Consider the following 20,446-nt stretch of genomic DNA (forward strand, 5'->3'; position numbering starts at 1 on the left):
GTAAAGGGGAGATAAAATCCCCCCTTTTTGATTAACTGCTTGTATGATTTGGTGAATTATTCGCCAGATGCCTGCTGCGCTTCCGGTTTCCCGTAAATCAGCAGCGGCTTGCTTTGACCACCGATAACGGACTCGTCGATAACCACTTTTTCGACATCTTCCATGGAAGGCAGGTCGTACATGGTATCAAGCAGCGCGGCTTCAACGATGGAACGCAGACCACGGGCACCGGTTTTACGGATCATAGCTTTCTTCGCAATTGCATCCAGCGCTTCATCACGGAATTCCAGCTCAACGCCTTCCAGGTTAAACAGCGCCTGATACTGCTTGGTCAGCGCGTTTTTCGGCTCTTTCAGGATCTGAATCAGCGCTTCTTCACTCAGTTCATTCAGCGTGGCCACAACCGGCAGACGCCCAATGAATTCTGGGATCAGACCAAACTTGATCAGATCTTCTGGTTCAACCTGAGACAGCAGTTCGCCTTCGTTCGCTTTCTCGGATTTGGCCTTCACCGTTGCGCCAAAACCAATGCCTGAGCCGGTTTCAACACGGTGGGAGATAACTTTATCCAGACCGGCGAAAGCACCGCCACAGATGAACAGGATCTTGGAGGTATCAACCTGCAGGAACTCCTGCTGCGGATGTTTACGGCCACCCTGCGGGGGCACTGCGGCAACGGTCCCTTCGATCAGCTTCAGTAATGCCTGCTGTACACCTTCCCCTGATACGTCACGGGTGATAGACGGGTTGTCTGATTTACGGGAGATCTTGTCGATCTCATCGATATAGACGATCCCGCGCTGGGCTTTCTGTACGTCGTAATCGCACTTCTGCAACAGTTTCTGGATGATGTTTTCCACATCTTCACCCACGTAACCGGCTTCGGTCAGGGTGGTGGCATCCGCCATGGTGAACGGCACATCCAGTAGGCGTGCGAGCGTTTCAGCCAACAGCGTTTTACCGGAACCGGTCGGGCCGATCAGCAGAATGTTACTTTTACCCAGCTCAACGCCATTGCTGGTATCACCGTTACGCAGGCGTTTGTAGTGGTTATATACCGCTACCGCCAGCACTTTCTTAGCCTGCTCCTGACCGATGACATAGTCGTCCAGATGATGACGAATTTCATGCGGTGTCGGCAGCGCGCTACGCTCACGGTGAGGCGCTACTTCTTTAATCTCTTCGCGAATGATGTCATTACATAAATCAACACATTCGTCGCAGATATACACGGACGGCCCGGCAATCAGTTTACGCACTTCATGCTGGCTTTTGCCGCAAAAAGAGCAGTACAGCAGTTTGCCCGAACCATCTTTGCGTTTATCTGTCATGAGTCCAAACCTCTTTTTAAGTTCTTTGTGCCGCACATGACGACGCAAATGCCATTTTCAGACGCAAGCTGCTCTCAAGCAGAGTGCCGCTTTACCTTAGTATAGCGGCACACTCGCGTCGCGGGCATCAATTACGATGGGTCAAAATGGAGTCGACTAAGCCGTACTCAACTGCCTCTGAAGCAGAGAGGAAGCGATCGCGCTCGGTATCGCGCTCGATCTGCTCAAGAGATTGACCCGTATGCTGCGCCATAAGTTCATTCATGCGCGCTTTTACTTTCAGAATTTCGCGGGCGTGGATTTCAATATCCGTCGCCTGCCCCTGGTAACCACCCAGCGGCTGGTGAATCATCACGCGGGAATTCGGCAGGCAGAAACGTTTGCCTTTTGCCCCTGCGGTTAACAGGAAGGCACCCATAGATGCTGCCTGACCCATACAGATAGTGCTCACATCAGGCTTGATGAATTGCATGGTGTCATAAATGGACATACCTGCCGTAATCACGCCGCCTGGGGAGTTAATGTACAGGTAAATGTCTTTTTCCGGGTTTTCCGCTTCCAGAAACAGCATCTGCGCCACGATCAGGTTCGCCATGTGGTCTTCCACCTGGCCGGTCAGAAAGATAACGCGTTCCTTGAGCAGACGGGAATAGATATCAAAAGAACGCTCACCACGTGAGGTCTGTTCAATAACCATTGGCACCAGAGCCATATGGGGTGCAAAGTTATCTCGTTCGCCACTGTATGACATTTCCGTCTCCTGGATCAAAATTGAAAACACCTGCTGTACTGATTGTAACCTTACGGACGGATTATCAGCCAGTCTCATTCATCTGATTACACACTTATGGGGTTTACATTGCCCTATTTCAAGCATAACAACCTTTTGTTGTTACGCTAACACCGAAAGGGCGTTTTAGCACCCTTCCTGGGCTATTGGTGCGATAAAAAAAACCCGTTGCCGGAAGGCAACGGGTTTTTGTTCAAACTTTAAACCTTCGGGGCGAAATTACGCCTGCTGGTTCATCAGTTCGTTGAAAGAGGTCGCTTTTTCGGTCACTTTCGCTTTCGCCAGTACCGCTTCAACAGCCTGCTCTTCCAGGGCAACATTACGCATGTTGTCCATCAGCTCTTTGTTCTTACCGTAGAACTCGATAACTTCTGATGGATCTTCGTATGCAGAAGCCATCTCTTCGATCAGGCCTTTCACACGTTCTTCGTCAGCTTTCAGCTCGTGGGTACGAATCACTTCGCCCAGCAGCAGACCAACAACAACGCGGCGTTTTGCCTGCTCTTCGAACAGCTCGCGTGGCAGTTCCATCGCTTGCTGCTGGTTGCCACCGAAACGCTGTGCAGCCTGACGACGCAGTACGTCGATTTCGCTGTCGATCAGCGCAGCTGGAACGTCGATTTCGTTCGCCTTCACCAGACCTTCGATAGCCTGAGATTTCACACGGTTACGCACAGCACCGTTCAGCTCGCGTTCCATGTTTTTACGGACTTCAGTACGCAGACCAGCAACAGAACCATCTTCCACGCCGAAACGCTTGATGAATTCTTCAGTCAGTTCTGGCAGTTCGCGCTCTTCCACTTTCTTCAGGTTGATGACGAACTTCGCTGCTTTACCTTTCAGGTTTTCAGCGTGGTACTCTTCAGGGAAGGTCACGTCGATGGTGAACTCTTCGCCCGCTTTGTGGCCTTTGATACCGTCTTCGAAGCCCGGGATCATACGACCCTGACCCATTGCCAGTACGAAGTCAGTCGCTTTGCCGCCTTCGAACTCTTCGCCGTCTACAGAACCGGTGAAGTCGATGGTGACGCGGTCTTCAGCGTCAACAGCGCCTTCTTTCTCTTTCCAGTTAGCCTGCTGCTTACGCAGGGTATCCAGCATGCCGTCAACATCTTCGTCGGTCACGGAAACAATCGGTTTTTCAACTTCGATAGATTCCAGACCTTTCAGTTCTACTTCCGGATACACTTCGAACTCTACAGAGTAGGTGAAGTCTTCACCCAGTTTGTATTCGCCTGGAACGTAGTTCGGCGCACCGGCCGGATTGATCTTTTCTTTGATGATCGCATCGATAAAGTTGCGGCTCATCAGTTCACCCAGCACATCCTGACGCACGGAAGCGCCATAACGCTGAGCAACAACATTCATTGGTACTTTGCCCTTACGGAAGCCGTCAATACGTACTTTTTTTGCTACGTTGACCAGCTCGCTTTTCACAGCAGTTTCGATGCTGTCAGCAGCGATAGTAATCGTTACACGGCGGCCAAGGCCTTGAGTGGTTTCAACTGAAACTTGCATCTTGTTACCTCAAAAAAATCACAGTGCTCGGTCAACTCTGAATCTGTCTGTTTTACCGGGATGCTCTCTTAGTGCAGATTCACATTCCCTGTCGCCAGAATCATCCCGAAGACATTCAATAAGACGCGGCATTATAGCGGCATCACTTAGGTGAGTCGAGAACGGTTGGGGCATGTTGCTGCGGCTTTTTTCACACTTTAAGGCTATTTTTAGCCTTAAAATCGCACCATCCGCTCAAAACTCAGACAAAACAAAACGGCCCGAAGGCCGTTTTGAGGAAATCTGTAAGCAACATACTGGAAAAACTCCAGCGGTTGCAAATCCGATTTATCAGGCGATGGTGCCTGCACCGCGACAAGGCGGGGATGCAAAAACCGTATCCTGCAAGCCTTCCCACTCCTTAATGGTGTAGGTATGCAATGCCAGCGCATGTACGGTTGTGGAGAGTTCTTCCGTCAAGGTGCTGTAGATCAAGCGGTGTCGGTTCAGGAAACGTTCTCCCGTGAAGCGATCGCTAACCAGAACCACTTTGAAGTGGCTTTCAGAACCTGCCGGCACGTTATGACGATAGCTTTCGTCGACGACTTCGAGGAACACAGGGTTGAACGCTGCCCTTAATTTATCTTCTATCTGCTCACGTATCATCATGAAATTACTCCTCCGACAACGCCAGGATGTCACCCATCCCTTTAAATGTTAGCCGCTTTTACCGGTTCCATTACAACAAGACAACAAATATTTAGCTTTCGTCTTATTTTCTCATTCAAACGAATGAAGTTCACTGTGAGGCTCATACGTTTTGTCACACACAGGTTGAGAAAAAGGGCGAACTGGTCAGTTTTCAGACAAGGCGATGAATTTACATGCGTTGACCACTTCCCCTGGCCGTTAGCGATGTTATGATGGCGGCAATTTTTCTCTCTATATGCTTACGATTCGTTGAGAACCCGAAAATGTTAAAAAAACTCTTCTTTCCGTTGGTAGCCCTCTTTATGCTGGCAGGCTGCGCTACCCCGCCAACAACTATTGATGTCTCACCAAAAATCACGCTGCCTCAGCAGGATCCAAGCCTGATGGGCGTGACCGTGAGCATTAACGGTGCCGATCAGCGTCAGGATCAGGCCCTGGCGAAAGTGACCCGCGACAACCAGCTGGTGACGTTGACCGCTTCCCGTGACCTGCGTTTCCTGCTGCAGGAAGTGCTGGAGAAACAGATGACCTCTCGTGGTTACATGATTGGCCCAAGCGGCGCGGTTGATCTGCAGATCATCGTTAACAACCTGTACGCTGACGTTTCCCAGGGTAACGTGCGCTACAACATCTCCACCAAAGCGGACATCGCCATCATCGCTACCGCGAAGAACGGCAACAAGATGACCAAAAACTATCGCGCCAGCTACTCCGTAGAAGGTGCTTTCCAGGCCTCTAACCAAAACATTGCGAACGCCGTAAACAGCGTGCTGACCGATACCATCGCCGATATGGCGCAGGACACCAGCATTCACGACTTTATCAAGCAAAACGCGCGTTAATCCTGCTGACTGACCCGGTGTTTTACCGGGTCAGTTTTTAAGAACATGGCCAGTCATTACTTACGCATTTTCCAGCAACCCAAATCAGCCATTCTGCTGATCCTTGGCTTTGCCTCCGGTTTACCCCTCGCGCTCACTTCCGGCACGTTGCAGGCCTGGATGACGGTTGAGAATATCGATCTCAAAACCATTGGCTTCTTCTCCCTCGTCGGCCAGGCGTATGTCTTTAAGTTCCTGTGGTCACCGGTGATGGATCGCTACACCCCGCCGTTCCTGGGCCGTCGTCGTGGCTGGCTGGTGATGACGCAGGTCCTGCTGTTGCTGGCCATTGCCGCCATGGGATTCCTTGAGCCGTCGACACAGCTTCGCTGGATGGCGGCGCTTGCGGTGGTGATCGCCTTCTGTTCCGCGTCACAGGATATCGTGTTTGATGCCTGGAAAACGGACGTGTTACCCGCAGAAGAGCGTGGAGCCGGTGCGGCCATCAGCGTGCTGGGCTATCGCCTCGGCATGCTGGTATCTGGTGGGCTGGCGCTGTGGCTGGCTGACCGCTATCTGGGCTGGCAGGGCATGTACTGGCTGATGGCCGCCCTGCTGATCCCGTGCATTATTGCCACCCTCCTCGCCCCTGAACCGAGCGACGTGATCCCGGTCCCCCGTTCTCTGAAGCAGGCCGTTGCCGAACCGCTGCGTGATTTCTTTGGCCGCAACAATGCCTGGCTGATCCTGCTGCTCATCGTCCTTTATAAGCTGGGTGATGCCTTCGCGATGAGCCTGACCACCACGTTCCTGATCCGCGGCGTCGGGTTTGATGCCGGTGAAGTGGGAGTGGTTAACAAAACCCTCGGGCTCTTTGCCACTATCGTCGGCGCACTTTACGGCGGCGTGTTGATGCAGCGCCTGACCCTGTTCCGGGCGTTGCTGATCTTCGGCATTCTGCAGGGGGCGTCTAACGCGGGTTACTGGCTGCTGTCGATTACCGATAAACATATGATTAGCATGGCGGCAGCAGTGTTCTTTGAGAACCTGTGTGGCGGAATGGGTACCGCGGCGTTTGTCGCCCTGCTGATGACGCTCTGCAACAAGTCGTTTTCTGCAACGCAGTTCGCCCTGCTCTCGGCGCTTTCTGCCGTGGGCCGCGTATATGTGGGGCCGATTGCCGGTTGGTTTGTTGAAGCGCATGGTTGGCCAACGTTTTATCTCTTCTCCGTGGTTGCAGCCGTGCCAGGCATTTTATTGTTGCTGGTCTGCCGCCAGACGCTGGAATATACCCAGCGAACAGAACACTTTATGCCGCGAACGGAATATCAGCGCGCCTACCAGTTTGCGCTACGCCTGTTAATGGTGGGATGTCTGGCGCTGGGGTTATGGCTCGTGGTGCTCATCATCAATGCCACTACCCCCCTGGCGCTTCCTCTTGAAGCCCTTCTCCTTGATGTCGGCGCCCTGCTGGCGGTCGTCGGGATCCTGCTCGGTGGGTTGCTCGATTTTATGGCTCTGCGTAAAACGCAGACAACCTGAAGATAAAAGCGAAAGGTTATTTCCCGTTGTAATCACCGGCCGAAATTATAACGGTGAAATAACCGACAAACGCTAAAAAAAATATTTGTTGTTTTGTGCGGGATAGGATTCGGAAATTATTGGAGCCATTTCTTTCAGGCTATTTTTCATTAAACGATTCAGCTTGGGAAAGATTGAATTTTCGTTTTTTAATTGTCTTTTTATTGATAATTAATTGTTAATTTTTTGTTTATTTTTAACAATGGTTATACCAATTGCCCCTTTTAGGGTATGCTTGGGGGTCCTTTCGTTATAAAGCCCATGTCATGCGGCTTCGGTCATAAAAACCGACATAATTTGCAACACTTGTGACATGTGCGGCAGAACCCGGTAACACCTTCCTGACACAGGCCTAATGATGTTTACAGTAATGTAACCTTCCCGTAAAATGCCCCCACACTTTAAACGCCACCAGACTCCCGTGGAATTGAGGTCGTTAAATGAGACTCAGGAAATACAATAAAAGTTTGGGATGGTTGTCATTATTCGCAGGCACTGTATTACTCAGTGGCTGCGATTCTGCACTACTTGACCCCAAAGGACAGATTGGACTGGAACAACGTTCACTGATACTGACGGCATTTGGCCTGATGTTGATTGTGGTTATTCCAGCCATTTTGATGGCTGTTGGTTTCGCCTGGAAGTATCGTGCGAGCAATAAAGATGCGAAGTATAGCCCTAACTGGTCACACTCCAATAAAGTGGAAGCTGTGGTCTGGACGGTTCCTATTCTGATCATCCTGTTCCTCGCTGTGCTGACCTGGAAAACCACTCACGCACTTGAGCCAAGCAAACCGCTGGTTCACGATGAAAAACCAATTACCATCGAAGTGGTCTCCATGGACTGGAAATGGTTCTTCATCTATCCAGAGCAGGGCATTGCTACCGTGAATGAAATCGCCTTCCCGGCGAACACTCCGGTTCAGTTCAAAGTGACCTCCAACTCCGTAATGAACTCCTTCTTCATCCCACGTCTGGGTAGCCAGATTTACGCGATGGCTGGTATGCAGACCAACCTGCACCTGATCGCGAATGAAGCAGGCACCTATGATGGTATCTCCGCCAGCTATAGCGGCCCGGGCTTCTCAGGTATGAAGTTCAAAGCTATTGCGACGCCGGACCGTGCCGCTTTCGACCAGTGGGTTGCAAAAGCGAAGCAGTCTCCAAACACCATGTCTGACATGGCGGCGTTCGAAAAAGTGGCTGCACCTAGCGAATACAACAAGGTGGAGTACTTCTCTAACGTGAAACCTGATTTGTTCAAAGACGTTATTGGCAAATTTATGGATCACGGCAAGAGCATGGACATGACCCAGCCTGAAGGCGAGCATAGCGCGCACGAAGGTATGGAAGGCATGGACATGAGCCACGCGGAAACCGCTCACTAAGGGGCCGAGGAAGAAAATGTTCGGAAAATTGACACTGGATGCAGTGCCCTACCATGAACCGATTATCATGGTTACGGTGGCTGCCATTATCATCGGTGGCGCGGCCTTACTGGCCTTGATCACTTACTTCGGTAAGTGGAGCTACCTGTGGAACGAGTGGCTGACTTCGGTTGACCACAAAAAACTCGGTATCATGTACTGCATCGTCGGTATCGTCATGTTAATTCGTGGCTTTGCGGATGCGATCATGATGCGTAGCCAGCAGGCACTCGCGTCTGCGGGTGAAGCCGGCTTCCTGCCACCGCACCACTACGACCAGATCTTTACCGCTCACGGCGTTATCATGATCTTCTTCGTGGCGATGCCGCTGGTTATCGGTCTGATGAACGTTGTCGTTCCGCTGCAAATCGGCGCGCGCGACGTTGCGTTCCCGTTCCTGAACAACCTGAGCTTCTGGTTTACGGTTGTCGGCGTTATCCTGGTTAACCTGTCACTGGGCGTGGGCGAATTTGCTCAGACCGGCTGGCTGGCTTATCCACCGCTGTCAGGAATTGAGTACAGTCCGGGCGTTGGCGTTGACTACTGGATTTGGGCGCTTCAGCTCTCCGGTGTCGGTACCACCCTGACCGGTATCAACTTCTTCGTGACCATCCTGAAGATGCGTGCGCCTGGTATGACCATGTTCAAGATGCCGGTATTTACCTGGGCATCTCTGTGCGCCAACGTACTGATTATCGCATCCTTCCCAATTCTGACCGTCACCATCGCGCTGCTGACCCTGGACCGCTACCTGGGCACCCATTTCTTCACGAATGACATGGGTGGCAACATGATGATGTACATCAACCTGATTTGGGCCTGGGGTCACCCGGAAGTGTACATTCTGGTTCTGCCTGTCTTCGGTGTGTTCTCCGAAATCGCAGCAACCTTCTCGCGTAAACGTCTGTTTGGTTACACCTCTCTGGTGTGGGCAACCGTCTGTATTACCGTTCTGTCGTTCATCGTTTGGCTGCACCACTTCTTTACTATGGGTGCGGGCGCGAACGTAAACGCCTTCTTCGGTATTACCACCATGATTATCGCCATCCCTACCGGGGTGAAGATCTTCAACTGGCTGTTCACCATGTACCAGGGCCGTATCGTGTTCCACTCAGCGATGCTGTGGACCATCGGCTTCATCGTCACTTTCTCCGTAGGTGGGATGACCGGCGTACTGCTGGCGGTACCGGGTGCTGACTTCGTTCTGCACAACAGTCTGTTCCTGATTGCGCACTTCCATAACGTTATCATCGGTGGCGTGGTCTTCGGCTGCTTCGCTGGCGTAACCTACTGGTGGCCAAAAGCGTTCGGCTTCACGCTGAACGAGAAATGGGGTAAACGCGCGTTCTGGTTCTGGATCATTGGCTTCTTCGTAGCATTTATGCCGCTGTACGTGCTGGGCTTCATGGGTATGACCCGTCGTCTGAGCCAGCAGATCGATCCGCAGTTCCACCCAATGCTGATGGTTGCAGCGGGCGGTGCCGCGCTGATTGCCTGCGGTATTCTGTGCCAGCTGATTCAGTACTACGTGTCCATCCGTGACCGTAACCTGAACCGCGACCTGACCGGTGACCCATGGGGTGGCCGTACGCTGGAGTGGGCGACCTCTTCTCCACCTCCGTTCTATAACTTTGCCGTAGTGCCGCACATTCACGAACGTGATGCATTCTGGGAAATGAAAGAAAAAGGTGAAGCGTACAAGCAACCTGACCATTACGAAGAGATCCATATGCCGAAAAACAGCGCAGCGGGCATCGTGATTGCCGCTTTCGCAACGGTATTTGGTTTCGCAATGATCTGGCACATCTGGTGGATGGCGATTGTTGGCTTCGCTGGCATCGTAATCAGCTGGATTGTGAAGAGCTTTGACGAGGACGTGGACTACTACGTACCAGTCCGTGAAGTTGAAAAGCTGGAAAATCAGCATTTCGACGAGATTTCTAAAGCGGGGCTGAAAAATGGCAACTGATACTCTGGCGCACTCGACTGCCCACGCGCATGAACATGCGCACCACGATACAGGACCGACGAAAGTCTTCGGGTTCTGGATCTACCTGATGAGCGACTGCATTCTGTTCTGCTGTCTGTTCGCAACCTATGCCGTTCTGGTGAACGGCACAGCGGGCGGCCCGACCGGCAAGGACATTTTTGAACTGCCGTTCGTTCTGGTTGAAACCGCACTGCTGTTATTCAGCTCCATCACCTACGGCATGGCGGCAATCGCCATGTACAAAAACAACAAGAGCCAGGTTGTCTCCTGGCTGGCGTTGACCTGGTTGTTTGGTGCTGGATTCATCGGGATGGAAATCTATGAATTCCATCACCTGATTATGGAAGGCTTCGGGCCGGATCGCAGTGGCTTCCTGTCTGCGTTCTTCGCGCTGGTCGGTACCCACGGTCTGCACGTGACCTCCGGTCTGATCTGGATGGCGGTTCTGATGTTCCAGATCTCCCGTCGCGGCCTGACCAGCACTAACCGTACCCGTATCATGTGCCTGAGCCTGTTCTGGCACTTCCTGGACGTGGTGTGGATCTGTGTGTTCTCTGTTGTCTATCTGATGGGGGCGATGTAATGAGTCATTCAAACGATCATGGCGCTTCCCACGGTAGCGTAAAAACCTACATGACAGGTTTTATCCTGTCGATCATCCTGACGGTGATCCCGTTCTGGATGGTGATGAGCGGTTCTGCGTCTAAACCGGTTATTCTGGGTGCAATCCTGGTGACCGCGGTGATTCAGATTCTGGTGCATCTGGTTTGCTTCCTGCACATGAACACCAAGTCCGATGAAGGCTGGAACATGACGGCTTTCATCTTTACCGTGATTATCATCGCTATCCTGGTAGTCGGTTCCATCTGGATTATGTGGAACCTTAACTACAACATGATGGTTCACTAAGAGCGGCGAGTATGTTTAAGCAATACCTGCAAGTAACGAAACCAGGCATCATCTTTGGCAACCTGATCTCCGTGATCGGAGGGTTCCTGCTGGCCTCCAAAGGCAGCATTGATTACACCCTCTTTATCTACACGCTGGTCGGTGTGTCACTGGTTGTTGCGTCCGGTTGTGTATTTAACAACTACATCGACATGGATATCGACAAGAAGATGGAAAGGACCAAAAATCGGGTGCTGGTGAAAGGCCTGATCGCCCCTTCCGTCTCGCTGGTGTACGCCACCTTGCTGGGTATTGCTGGCTTTATGCTGCTGTGGTTTGGTGCTAACCCGCTGGCCTGCTGGCTGGGGGTGATGGGGTTCGTGGTGTATGTGGGCGTTTACAGCCTGTATATGAAGCGTCACTCCGTCTACGGCACGCTGATTGGTTCTCTCTCCGGCGCTGCGCCGCCGGTGATTGGCTACTGCGCCGTCACGAACGAGTTCGACAGCGGTGCGCTGATCCTGCTGGCTATCTTTAGCCTGTGGCAGATGCCGCACTCCTATGCCATCGCGATTTTCCGCTTTAAGGATTATCAGGCAGCGAACATTCCGGTTCTGCCGGTCGTGAAAGGTATTTCCGTTGCCAAGAACCACATCACGCTGTACATCATCGCCTTTGCCGTGGCAACGCTGATGCTCTCGCTGGGAGGTTACGCCGGGTATAAATATCTGGCGGTTGCCGCAGCGGTAAGCGTCTGGTGGCTCGGTATGGCCCTGCGCGGTTACAAAGTGGAAGATGACAAAGTCTGGGCGCGCAAACTGTTTGTGTTCTCGATTGTTGCCATCACCTCGCTGTCCGTGATGATGTCTGTGGACTTTATGGTGCCGGATTCGCATAACCTGCTGACTTACGTCTGGTAAGCCACAACAGGTGAATAAAGGGGTGCTTCGGCACCCTTTTTTATTCACTGAATCTATCAATAACGCATGTAATATTTGTTAAATAACCCTTTATTTACCCCGCCCCTTCCCCGCACTACACTATGGCCTGCTTTTGAATTGAGGTGGCAATGAACGATTATAAAATGACACCGGGCGAGCTGCGTGCGACCTGGGGTTTAGGGACTGTTTTCTCGCTACGGATGCTTGGCATGTTTATGGTCCTGCCTGTTCTGACCACGTACGGCATGGCATTGCAGGGCGCCAGCGAAGCGCTGATTGGCCTGGCGATTGGTATTTATGGTCTGGCTCAGGCGGTATTCCAGATCCCGTTTGGTCTGCTCTCTGACCGCGTCGGCCGCAAGCCGCTCATTGTCGGTGGTTTGCTGGTTTTTGTGCTCGGTAGCATCATCGCCGCCCTCTCCCACTCCATCTGGGGAATTATTCTTGGCCGCGCCCTGCAGGGCTCCGGCGCGATTGCCGCCGCCGTGATGGCGCTGCTGTCGGATTTAACCCGTGAACAGAACCGTACCAAAGCGATGGCATTTATCGGCGTGAGCTTTGGCGTCACGTTTGCGATTGCGATGGTGCTCGGCCCCATTATTACCCACACGCTTGGCCTGCACGCCCTGTTCTGGATGATTGCCGTGCTGGCGACCATCGGTATTGCCTTAACGCTGTGGGTGGTACCGGACAGCAAAAACCACGTCCTCAACCGTGAATCCGGGATGGTCAAAGGCTGCTTTAGCAAGGTACTGGTTGAGCCGCGCCTGTTGAAGCTTAACTTCGGCATTATGTGTCTGCACATTCTGCTGATGTCGACCTTTGTCGCCCTGCCCGGTCAACTGGCTGCCGCAGGTTTCCCGGCGGCAGAACACTGGAAAATCTATCTGGTGACGATGGTGATTTCGTTCGTCTCGGTGGTACCGTTTATTATCTATGCCGAAGTGAAGCGCAAAATGAAGCGCGTTTTCATTGGCTGTGTGGCGGTATTGCTGATTGCCGAGATCGTGCTCTGGGGCGCTGGCCCCCACTTCTGGGAACTGGTTGCCGGTGTGCAGCTCTTCTTCCTGGCGTTTAACCTGATGGAAGCCCTGCTGCCGTCACTAATCAGCAAAGAATCCCCTGCCGGTTATAAAGGCACGGCGATGGGGATTTACTCCACCAGCCAGTTCATCGGCGTGGCCATTGGCGGTGCCCTCGGCGGCTGGGTCGACGGCCTGTTTGATTCCCAAACCGTCTTCCTCGCAGGCGCACTGCTGGCGACGGTCTGGCTGCTGGTTGCCGGTACCATGAAAGAGCCGCGCTACGTCAGTAGCCTGCGGGTAGAAATTCCTGACGACGTTGAGATCAACGATGCGCTGAAACAGCGTCTTGCATCGACAGAGGGCGTGAGTGAAGTGCTTCTCGCGGCAGAAGAGCGCAGCGCGTATGTCAAAATAGACAGTAAGGTGACAAACCGCTTTGAAGTTGAACAGGCGCTGAAAGCCTGAAAAAAAGCCCGGTTAAACCGGGCTTTTTCGTTTTAATCGCGGAAGTTTTTAAACTGGAACGGTTGTCCCAGATCGCCGCCGCGCACCAGCGCCATGACGGACTGCAGATCATCACGGGATTTTCCGGTAACACGAATTTCTTCACCCTGGATCTGCGCCTGAACCTTCAGCTTGCTGTCTTTGATGAGCTTAACGATTTTCTTCTGAACCGCGCTCTCAATGCCCTGCTTCAGTTTGGCTTCAACAAACCAGGTTTTACCGCTGTGCACGAACTCTTCCGGTACATCCAGCGAGGTCCCTTCAATGCCGCGTTTTAACAGCTTGGCACGCAGAATATCGAGCAGCTGGTTGACCTGGAAATCAGATTCGCTCAGCACCTTAATGGTCTTATTGGCATCGTTCAGCTCAAACGAGGCTTCAACGCCACGAAAATCGAAACGTGACTCAACTTCGCGGGTTGCGTTTTCTACGCCGTTGCGAACTTCCTGGATATCAACTTCGGAAACAATATCGAAAGATGGCATCTTTTCTTCTCCCTTCATTTTTGTTGCGTTGCATAATACCCGCTACGAGGCATAACTCAACAGAAGCTTAGCTGACGGCGCTATACTTAGGCCGTAACACCTGGCGCAGTTGCAGGTGAGGAGGAACAATGAAAATTACAGTGCTCGGATGCGGAGCCCTTGGTCAACTCTGGCTGACCGCCCTATGCAAGCACGGACACGAAGTTCAGGGCTGGCTGCGCGTACCTCAGCCCTATTGCAGTGTAAACCTGATTGGTGAAGACGGAAGTATCTTTAACGAATCCCTCACCGCGAACGATCCTGATTTCCTGGCGCATAGCGACCTGCTGCTGGTGACGCTCAAAGCGTGGCAAGTTTCAGATGCGGTAAAAGCGCTGGCCGCCCAGCTTCCCCCCACGTCGCCCGTTTTATTGCTGCATAACGGCATGGGGACGATTGATGAACTGAAAAGCATTGTGCAGCCGCTGCTGATGGCCACCACCACGCACGCCGCACGCCGTGACGGCAATATCATTGTGCATGTCGCCAGCGGCGTCACGCATATTGGACCTGCCCGGGATCAGGACGGCGACTACAGTTATCTGGCAGACACCCTGCAAACGGTGCTTCCGGACGTGGCCTGGCACAACAATATCCGCCCTCAGCTGTGGCGTAAGCTGGCCGTTAACTGTGTGATTAATCCGCTGACGGCGCTGTGGGACTGCCCGAACGGGGAACTGAAGCACCATCCGCAGGAGGTTGCCACCCTCTGTGCTGAAGTCGCCTCGGTGATCGAGCGTGAAGGCTTACACACATCGGCGGATGATTTACGCTATTATGTCGAGCAGGTTATTGATAGTACGGCAGAAAATATCTCATCCATGTTGCAGGATGTTCGGGCGCTACGCCACACGGAAATCGACTACATCACTGGCTATCTGCTAAAACGCGCCCGCGCACACGGTATCACTGTGCCGGAAAACGCCCGCCTGTATGACCTGGTAAAACGTAAGGAGAGTGAATATGAGCGCGTCGGCACTTGTTTGCCTCGCCCCTGGTAGCGAAGAGACAGAAGCGGTCACCACCATCGATATCATGGTGCGTGGCGGCATTCAGGTCACCACCGCCAGCGTCGCCAGCGATGGCAACCTGGCTATTACCTGTTCCCGAGGAGTGAAACTCCTCGCGGATGCGCCACTGGTACAGGTGGCCGACGGGGACTATGACATCATCGTGCTGCCCGGCGGCCTGAAAGGGGCGGAGTATTTTCGCGACAGCACTCTGTTAGTCGAAACCGTCAGACAGTTTCATCTGTCGGGACGTATCGTTGCTGCCATTTGTGCCGCCGCCGGTACCGTGCTGGTTCCGCATAATATCTTTCCCATCGGTAACATGACCGGTTTCCCGGGGCTGAAAGAGACCATCCCGGAAGAGCAGTGGGTGGATAAACGCGTCGTCTGGGATCCGCGCGTCAACCTGCTCACCAGCCAGGGGCCAGGTACCGCGATAGACTTTGGCTTAAAGATTGTTGACCTGCTGGTCGGGCGAGAGAAAGCCTACGAAGTCGCCTCAACGCTGGTGATGGCGGCGGGGATTTATAACTACTATGAAGAGTAGTGCAAAGAAAAGCCGGGTGGCGGTAGGTAAAAGCAAAACGGCAACCTCAGGTTGCCGTTTTTAATGTTTGCGCCCTCTCCCCTTGGGAGAGGGTCGGGGTGAGGGCATCAAGCCACACACACCCCCGCAAAAAACTACGGACGATACACCTTCACATTCGCAAAGCCCTGCTCACGCAGGTACAGCGCCTGCAGGCGACTCATCACCCCACGCTCACACCACAGCAGGTATGTTTTGCTCTGGTCGAGGTCGCCAAATTTGGTGCTCAGCTTATAGAACGGCAGAGAAACCACTTCCACCCCTTCCACCTGTAGCGGCTTGTCGTCCTGCTCATCAACGGAGCGGATATCCAGAATCGCGTCGTTGGCACCGAAACCGCTCACGGTTTCAACTTCAACCACTTCCTGCTCGGTCTGCTGGGCAATCTCACGGATGTCGATGTTGGAGGCTTCTTCCACCACTTTATCAAGAATGCTGAAATCGAAGTGCTCTTCTTCCGCTTCGATCTTCGCTTTTACCGCTTTGACCGTCGGGCTCTTCGAAATCACGCCGCAGTACTCTGGCATGGTACGGGCAAAATCTTCAGTGCCGATTTCGCGCGCCAGATCGATGATGTGCTCTTTGTCGTGAGAGATCAGCGGACGCAGGATCAGGGTGTCAGAGACATTGTCGATGAGACGCAGGTTGGTCAGCGTCTGGCTGGAAACCTGACCCAGCGCTTCACCGGTGACCAGCGCCTGCACACCATAGCGTTCCGCTACTTTAGAGGCCGCACGCACCATCATACGCTTGAGGACCACGCCCATCTGGCCGTCATCCACTTTCTCCAGGATTTCGCCAACCACTGGCTCGAAGTTGATCGCCACAAAGCGCACGCGGTGCGAGCTGCCAAAGCGATTCCACAGATAGTGTGCCACCTGACGCACGCCGATTTCATGCGCCGCGCCGCCCAGATTAAAGAAGCAGTAATGCACACGGCAGCCGCGACGCATCAGCATGTAGCTGGAGACGCCAGAGTCGAAACCACCGGAGATCAGGGACAGGACATCTTCCTGGGTACCGATTGGGAAGCCGCCGATACCTTCGTAACGCCCTTTCACCAGCAGCAGGCGATCGTTTTCGATCTCCAGGTTCACGGTGACATCCGGGTTGGTCAGACGCACGCGCGCCGTTTCAACATGCTGGTTCAGACCGCCGCCAACGTAACGTTCCACCTCGATAGAGCTGAATTCGTGCTTGCCGCGACGCTTCACGCGCACGCAGAAGGTTTTGCCTTCGATCTGGTCGCGATACTGCACCAGCGCTTTTTCGAAGATGTCATGCAGGGAAGTGAACGGAACATCTTCCACTTCCAGAATATGGTGAATACCCGGAATACGGGTCAGCGCGTCGCGAATGTCCTGACGTTTGTTTTCATCTTTCGCGCGAACTTCAACGTGATCCCAGTGGCGCACCACGGCGAGGGTTTCGTCGTAGTGTTTTAAAACGTTACGAATGTTCCCGGTGAGAATTTTAATAAAGCGCAAACGCACAGATTGGCTTTTGATAGTGATTTCAGGGAACAATTTAATGATAAACTTCATGGCGGCAATGTTTCTTAGGCAAGCGTATTAAGGCTTGTAATGGAAAATAATATTACAGCCCACACCCGTGGCTGCATCCAGGCGCGCAAGTATACCACCATCGCGCCGTTCCTGTGCACATTGCGCGTTATTTGATAATTGCCCCGAGTCCGTTACCATGTCGGGGCTGAGAATATAAGAGTCAATTCACTATGCCGAAGAAGAACGACGCACCGGCCAGTTTTGAAACTGCGCTGAGTGAACTGGAGCAGATCGTCACCCGCCTTGAGAGCGGTGATTTACCGCTGGAAGAGGCGCTCAATGAATTCGAGCGTGGCGTGCAGCTGGCGCGCCAGGGGCAGGTTAAACTGCAGCAGGCCGAGCAGCGTGTGCAGATCCTGCTTTCCGATAGCGAAGACGCTAAGACAACGCCTTTCACACCGGACGCCGAGTAAATGGATTTTGCTAACGAGCTTCAGGCGCGAGTCATACGCGCCAACGACGCCCTGCGCCGTTTTATTGCGCCACAACCTTTTCAGAACACTCCACTGGTTGAGGCCATGCACTATGGCGCACTCTTGGGTGGAAAGCGCCTGCGCCCGTTCCTCGTCTACGCCACAGGCAATATGTTTGGTATCAGCGATACTACGCTGGACGCCCCGGCTGCCGCCGTTGAGTGCATCCATGCCTACTCGCTGATCCACGATGATTTACCGGCGATGGATGATGACGATCTGCGTCGCGGTCAGCCAACCTGCCATATTAAGTTTGGCGAAGCGAATGCCATCCTGGCGGGGGATGCCCTGCAAACGCTGGCATTCTCTATTCTGAGCGATGCGCCGATGGCAGAAGTCAGCGATCGCGACCGTCTGGCAATGGTTTCCGAGCTGGCGATGGCCAGCGGCGTTGCCGGCATGTGCGGTGGGCAAGCGCTGGATCTGGAGGCAGAAGGACGTCAGGTTAATCTGGAACAGCTGGAGCGTATTCACCGGCATAAAACGGGCGCACTCATCCGTGCCGCCGTACGCCTGGGCGCACTGAGCGCGGGTGAACAGGGGCGCAAAGCCCTGCCGATTCTGGACAGATACGCAGAAAGTATCGGTCTGGCGTTCCAGGTTCAGGATGACATTCTGGATGTGGTGGGCGATACTGCAACATTGGGTAAACGTCAGGGTGCGGATCAGCAGCTTGGCAAAAGTACCTACCCCGCCCTGCTGGGTCTTGAGCAAGCCCAGCGTAAAGCCCGGGATCTGATAGAGGAAGCCCGCCAGTCGCTGAATGAACTGGCCGCGCAGTCTCTCGATACCTCGGCACTGGAAGCGCTAGCGGACTATATAATCCAGCGTGATAAATAAACACACTATCTCGATGAGCCTTTGATGAGTTTTGATATTGCCAAATACCCGACACTGGCGTTAGTTGACTCCACCCAGGAGTTGCGTCTGTTGCCGAAAGAGAACCTGCCGAAGCTGTGCGACGAGCTGCGTCGCTATCTGCTCGACAGCGTAAGCCGCTCCAGCGGACATTTCGCCTCCGGGCTTGGCACGGTCGAGCTGACCGTTGCGCTGCACTACGTCTACAACACCCCGTTCGATCAGCTCATCTGGGACGTGGGCCATCAGGCCTATCCACATAAAATTCTGACGGGTCGTCGCGATCAAATTGGCACGATCCGCCAGAAAGGCGGCCTGCATCCGTTCCCGTGGCGCGGTGAGAGTGAGTACGATGTTTTAAGCGTCGGCCACTCCTCCACCTCCATCTCTGCGGGTATCGGTATTGCCGTGGCCGCCGAAAAAGAGAACAAGCAGCGCCGCACCGTCTGCGTGATCGGCGACGGAGCCATCACCGCCGGGATGGCCTTTGAGGCCATGAACCACGCGGGCGATATCAAGCCGGACATGCTGGTTATCCTGAACGATAACGAAATGTCGATTTCCGAGAACGTCGGCGCGCTGAACAACCATCTGGCACAGCTGCTCTCCGGCAAGCTTTACTCCACGCTGCGCGAAGGCGGCAAGAAAGTCTTCTCTGGCGTACCGCCAATCAAAGAGCTGCTCAAGCGTACCGAAGAACACATCAAAGGCATGGTCGTGCCGGGCACACTCTTTGAAGAGCTGGGCTTTAACTATATTGGCCCGGTTGATGGGCACGACGTGCTGGGGCTGGTCACCACGCTCAAGAACATGCGCGACCTGAAAGGCCCGCAGTTCCTGCATATCATGACGAAAAAAGGCCGTGGTTACGAACCGGCGGAAAAAGATCCGATCACTTTCCACGCGGTACCTAAATTCGATCCGACCAGCGGTTGTCTGCCAAAAAGCAGCGGCGGTATGCCGAGCTATTCCAAAATCTTCGGTGACTGGTTATGTGAAACCGCGGCGAAAGACAACAAGCTGATGGCGATCACCCCGGCTATGCGAGAAGGTTCCGGCATGGTCGAGTTCTCCAAAAAATACCCTGACCAGTATTTTGACGTGGCGATTGCCGAGCAGCACGCAGTCACCTTCGCGGCGGGTCTGGCGATTGGTGGATACAAACCGGTGGTGGCGATCTACTCCACCTTCCTGCAACGTGCCTACGATCAGGTCATCCATGACGTTGCCATCCAGAAGCTGCCGGTGCTGTTTGCTATCGACCGCGCAGGCATCGTGGGTGCTGACGGCCAGACGCACCAGGGTGCATTCGATCTTTCGTTCCTGCGCTGCATCCCGGACATGGTTATCATGACGCCAAGCGACGAAAACGAATGTCGTCAGATGCTGTATACCGGCTATCACTACCAGGATGGTCCAAGCGCGGTTCGCTATCCACGCGGTAACGCGGTGGGCGTTGAGCTGCAACCGCTGGAAAAACTGGCGATAGGTAAAGGTCTGGTGAAACGTCGCGGTGAGAAAGTGGCAATTCTGAACTTTGGTACCCTGATGCCAGAGGCCGCTAAGGTCGCTGAAGCGCTGAATGCCACTCTGGTGGATATGCGCTTCGTGAAACCGCTCGATGAATCCCTGATCCTGGAAATGGCAGAAACCCATGAGGTGCTGGTGACGCTGGAAGAAAACGCCATCATGGGCGGCGCGGGTAGCGGCGTGAACGAGGTGCTGATGGCGAACCGTAAAGCCGTTCCGGTACTGAACCTTGGTCTGCCGGATCACTTCATTCCGCAAGGTACTCAGGACGAAGCCCGCGCGGCAATTGGCCTGGACGCCGCAGGTATTGAAGCCAAAATTCGTAGCTGGCTTGCCTGATCCTTCCCCTTTTCCGCTCCTGCTATGCTTAAACGTATTGTTTAAAAAAGCAGGA

General features: G+C 53.5%; 19 protein-coding genes. 13 read left to right on the forward strand and 6 right to left on the reverse strand.

Annotated elements, in window-relative coordinates; all coding sequences use genetic code 11:
• Positions 1-56: 56 nt before the first annotated feature.
• The 4 genes from clpX to bolA form a co-directional block, all read right to left on the reverse strand.
• Entirely contained in the window at positions 57-1,331 is a 1,275-nt protein-coding gene (gene clpX, locus AK59_RS0117790) for an ATP-dependent protease ATP-binding subunit ClpX (protein WP_013095858.1), read from the reverse strand.
• Between the two features lie 127 nt (positions 1,332-1,458).
• Positions 1,459-2,082, reverse strand: coding sequence for an ATP-dependent Clp endopeptidase proteolytic subunit ClpP (clpP, locus tag AK59_RS0117795; protein ID WP_013095857.1), 624 nt, complete (start codon positions 2,080-2,082; stop codon positions 1,459-1,461).
• Between the two features lie 258 nt (positions 2,083-2,340).
• Positions 2,341-3,639, reverse strand: coding sequence for a trigger factor (gene tig / locus AK59_RS0117800; protein ID WP_013095856.1), 1,299 nt, complete (start codon positions 3,637-3,639; stop codon positions 2,341-2,343).
• A gap of 330 nt (positions 3,640-3,969) precedes the next feature.
• A complete protein-coding gene (gene bolA / locus AK59_RS0117805) occupies positions 3,970-4,287 on the reverse strand; it encodes a transcriptional regulator BolA (protein WP_013095855.1) in 318 nt (105 codons plus the stop codon).
• A gap of 305 nt (positions 4,288-4,592) precedes the next feature.
• Here bolA and AK59_RS0117810 point away from each other — a divergent pair, with 305 nt between their 5' ends.
• From AK59_RS0117810 to AK59_RS0117845, 8 genes are all read left to right on the forward strand, one after another.
• Entirely contained in the window at positions 4,593-5,171 is a 579-nt protein-coding gene (locus AK59_RS0117810; RefSeq protein ID WP_013095854.1) for a lipoprotein, read from the forward strand.
• A gap of 45 nt (positions 5,172-5,216) precedes the next feature.
• Entirely contained in the window at positions 5,217-6,692 is a 1,476-nt protein-coding gene (gene ampG / locus AK59_RS0117815) for a muropeptide MFS transporter AmpG (RefSeq protein WP_029883405.1), read from the forward strand.
• A gap of 479 nt (positions 6,693-7,171) precedes the next feature.
• A complete protein-coding gene (gene cyoA / locus AK59_RS0117820) occupies positions 7,172-8,119 on the forward strand; it encodes a cytochrome o ubiquinol oxidase subunit II (RefSeq protein WP_013095851.1) in 948 nt (315 codons plus the stop codon).
• A gap of 16 nt (positions 8,120-8,135) precedes the next feature.
• Complete coding sequence (gene cyoB, locus AK59_RS0117825; RefSeq protein WP_013095850.1) at positions 8,136-10,127, forward strand: cytochrome o ubiquinol oxidase subunit I; 1,992 nt, start codon at positions 8,136-8,138, stop codon at positions 10,125-10,127.
• Complete coding sequence (locus tag AK59_RS0117830; protein WP_003859057.1) at positions 10,117-10,731, forward strand: cytochrome o ubiquinol oxidase subunit III; 615 nt, start codon at positions 10,117-10,119, stop codon at positions 10,729-10,731. The genes cyoB and AK59_RS0117830 overlap by 11 nt, the downstream gene beginning before the upstream one ends.
• Complete coding sequence (locus AK59_RS0117835; protein WP_006176899.1) at positions 10,731-11,057, forward strand: cytochrome o ubiquinol oxidase subunit IV; 327 nt, start codon at positions 10,731-10,733, stop codon at positions 11,055-11,057. The genes AK59_RS0117830 and AK59_RS0117835 overlap by 1 nt, the downstream gene beginning before the upstream one ends.
• 11 nt (positions 11,058-11,068) lie before the next feature.
• Positions 11,069-11,956, forward strand: coding sequence for a heme o synthase (gene cyoE / locus AK59_RS0117840; protein ID WP_013095848.1), 888 nt, complete (start codon positions 11,069-11,071; stop codon positions 11,954-11,956).
• Positions 11,957-12,105: 149 nt separating this feature from the next.
• Positions 12,106-13,467 (forward strand): MFS transporter, encoded by a 1,362-nt coding sequence (locus tag AK59_RS0117845; RefSeq protein ID WP_013095847.1) that lies wholly within the window; start codon positions 12,106-12,108, stop codon positions 13,465-13,467.
• Between the two features lie 32 nt (positions 13,468-13,499).
• On the opposite strand, the gene AK59_RS0117850 is transcribed toward AK59_RS0117845, so the two are convergent.
• Positions 13,500-13,991, reverse strand: a complete 492-nt coding sequence (locus AK59_RS0117850; RefSeq protein ID WP_008503327.1) for a YajQ family cyclic di-GMP-binding protein — start codon at positions 13,989-13,991, stop codon at positions 13,500-13,502.
• 128 nt (positions 13,992-14,119) lie between these two features.
• Here AK59_RS0117850 and panE point away from each other — a divergent pair, with 128 nt between their 5' ends.
• Positions 14,120-15,031, forward strand: coding sequence for a 2-dehydropantoate 2-reductase (gene panE / locus AK59_RS0117855; protein ID WP_029883406.1), 912 nt, complete (start codon positions 14,120-14,122; stop codon positions 15,029-15,031).
• Positions 14,994-15,587 (forward strand): protein deglycase YajL, encoded by a 594-nt coding sequence (gene yajL, locus AK59_RS0117860; RefSeq protein WP_013095845.1) that lies wholly within the window; start codon positions 14,994-14,996, stop codon positions 15,585-15,587. Before panE ends, yajL begins: the two co-directional genes overlap by 38 nt.
• 134 nt (positions 15,588-15,721) lie before the next feature.
• On the opposite strand, the gene thiI is transcribed toward yajL, so the two are convergent.
• A complete protein-coding gene (gene thiI / locus AK59_RS0117865; RefSeq protein ID WP_013095844.1) occupies positions 15,722-17,170 on the reverse strand; it encodes a tRNA uracil 4-sulfurtransferase ThiI in 1,449 nt (482 codons plus the stop codon).
• A 191-nt stretch (positions 17,171-17,361) separates the two neighbouring features.
• Here thiI and xseB point away from each other — a divergent pair, with 191 nt between their 5' ends.
• The 3 genes from xseB to dxs are packed head-to-tail and all read left to right on the forward strand — an operon-like array spanning position 17,362 to position 20,391.
• Positions 17,362-17,604: an exodeoxyribonuclease VII small subunit gene (xseB, locus tag AK59_RS0117870; RefSeq protein WP_008503331.1), complete on the forward strand. Its 243-nt coding sequence runs from the start codon at positions 17,362-17,364 to the stop codon at positions 17,602-17,604.
• The gene (ispA, locus tag AK59_RS0117875) at positions 17,605-18,504 is read left to right on the forward strand and encodes a (2E,6E)-farnesyl diphosphate synthase (RefSeq protein ID WP_014830869.1); all 900 of its coding nucleotides are present in this window, start codon (positions 17,605-17,607) and stop codon (positions 18,502-18,504) included. It abuts the gene before it with no gap.
• A gap of 24 nt (positions 18,505-18,528) precedes the next feature.
• Positions 18,529-20,391 carry a 1-deoxy-D-xylulose-5-phosphate synthase gene (gene dxs, locus AK59_RS0117880; RefSeq protein WP_023622252.1) on the forward strand — a complete coding sequence of 621 codons (1,863 nt, stop codon included), beginning with the start codon at positions 18,529-18,531 and terminating at the stop codon, positions 20,389-20,391.
• Positions 20,392-20,446 lie beyond the last annotated feature (55 nt).

The organism is Enterobacter sp. T1-1, assembly GCF_000710795.1.
Classification (GTDB): Bacteria; Pseudomonadota; Gammaproteobacteria; order Enterobacterales; family Enterobacteriaceae; genus Enterobacter; species Enterobacter cloacae.

Coding starts and splice junctions, on each gene's coding strand:
- clpP (WP_013095857.1), bottom strand. CDS start 2,082: ATGTCATACAGTGGCGAACGAGATAACTTTGCACCCCATATGGCTCTG.
- dxs (WP_023622252.1), top strand. CDS start 18,529: ATGAGTTTTGATATTGCCAAATACCCGACACTGGCGTTAGTTGACTCC.
- AK59_RS0117835 (WP_006176899.1), top strand. CDS start 10,731: ATGAGTCATTCAAACGATCATGGCGCTTCCCACGGTAGCGTAAAAACC.
- bolA (WP_013095855.1), bottom strand. CDS start 4,287: ATGATGATACGTGAGCAGATAGAAGATAAATTAAGGGCAGCGTTCAAC.
- ampG (WP_029883405.1), top strand. CDS start 5,217: ATGGCCAGTCATTACTTACGCATTTTCCAGCAACCCAAATCAGCCATT.
- cyoA (WP_013095851.1), top strand. CDS start 7,172: ATGAGACTCAGGAAATACAATAAAAGTTTGGGATGGTTGTCATTATTC.
- AK59_RS0117850 (WP_008503327.1), bottom strand. CDS start 13,991: ATGCCATCTTTCGATATTGTTTCCGAAGTTGATATCCAGGAAGTTCGC.
- clpX (WP_013095858.1), bottom strand. CDS start 1,331: ATGACAGATAAACGCAAAGATGGTTCGGGCAAACTGCTGTACTGCTCT.
- tig (WP_013095856.1), bottom strand. CDS start 3,639: ATGCAAGTTTCAGTTGAAACCACTCAAGGCCTTGGCCGCCGTGTAACG.
- yajL (WP_013095845.1), top strand. CDS start 14,994: ATGAGCGCGTCGGCACTTGTTTGCCTCGCCCCTGGTAGCGAAGAGACA.
- cyoB (WP_013095850.1), top strand. CDS start 8,136: ATGTTCGGAAAATTGACACTGGATGCAGTGCCCTACCATGAACCGATT.
- cyoE (WP_013095848.1), top strand. CDS start 11,069: ATGTTTAAGCAATACCTGCAAGTAACGAAACCAGGCATCATCTTTGGC.
- AK59_RS0117830 (WP_003859057.1), top strand. CDS start 10,117: ATGGCAACTGATACTCTGGCGCACTCGACTGCCCACGCGCATGAACAT.
- AK59_RS0117810 (WP_013095854.1), top strand. CDS start 4,593: ATGTTAAAAAAACTCTTCTTTCCGTTGGTAGCCCTCTTTATGCTGGCA.
- xseB (WP_008503331.1), top strand. CDS start 17,362: ATGCCGAAGAAGAACGACGCACCGGCCAGTTTTGAAACTGCGCTGAGT.
- panE (WP_029883406.1), top strand. CDS start 14,120: ATGAAAATTACAGTGCTCGGATGCGGAGCCCTTGGTCAACTCTGGCTG.
- ispA (WP_014830869.1), top strand. CDS start 17,605: ATGGATTTTGCTAACGAGCTTCAGGCGCGAGTCATACGCGCCAACGAC.
- thiI (WP_013095844.1), bottom strand. CDS start 17,170: ATGAAGTTTATCATTAAATTGTTCCCTGAAATCACTATCAAAAGCCAA.
- AK59_RS0117845 (WP_013095847.1), top strand. CDS start 12,106: ATGAACGATTATAAAATGACACCGGGCGAGCTGCGTGCGACCTGGGGT.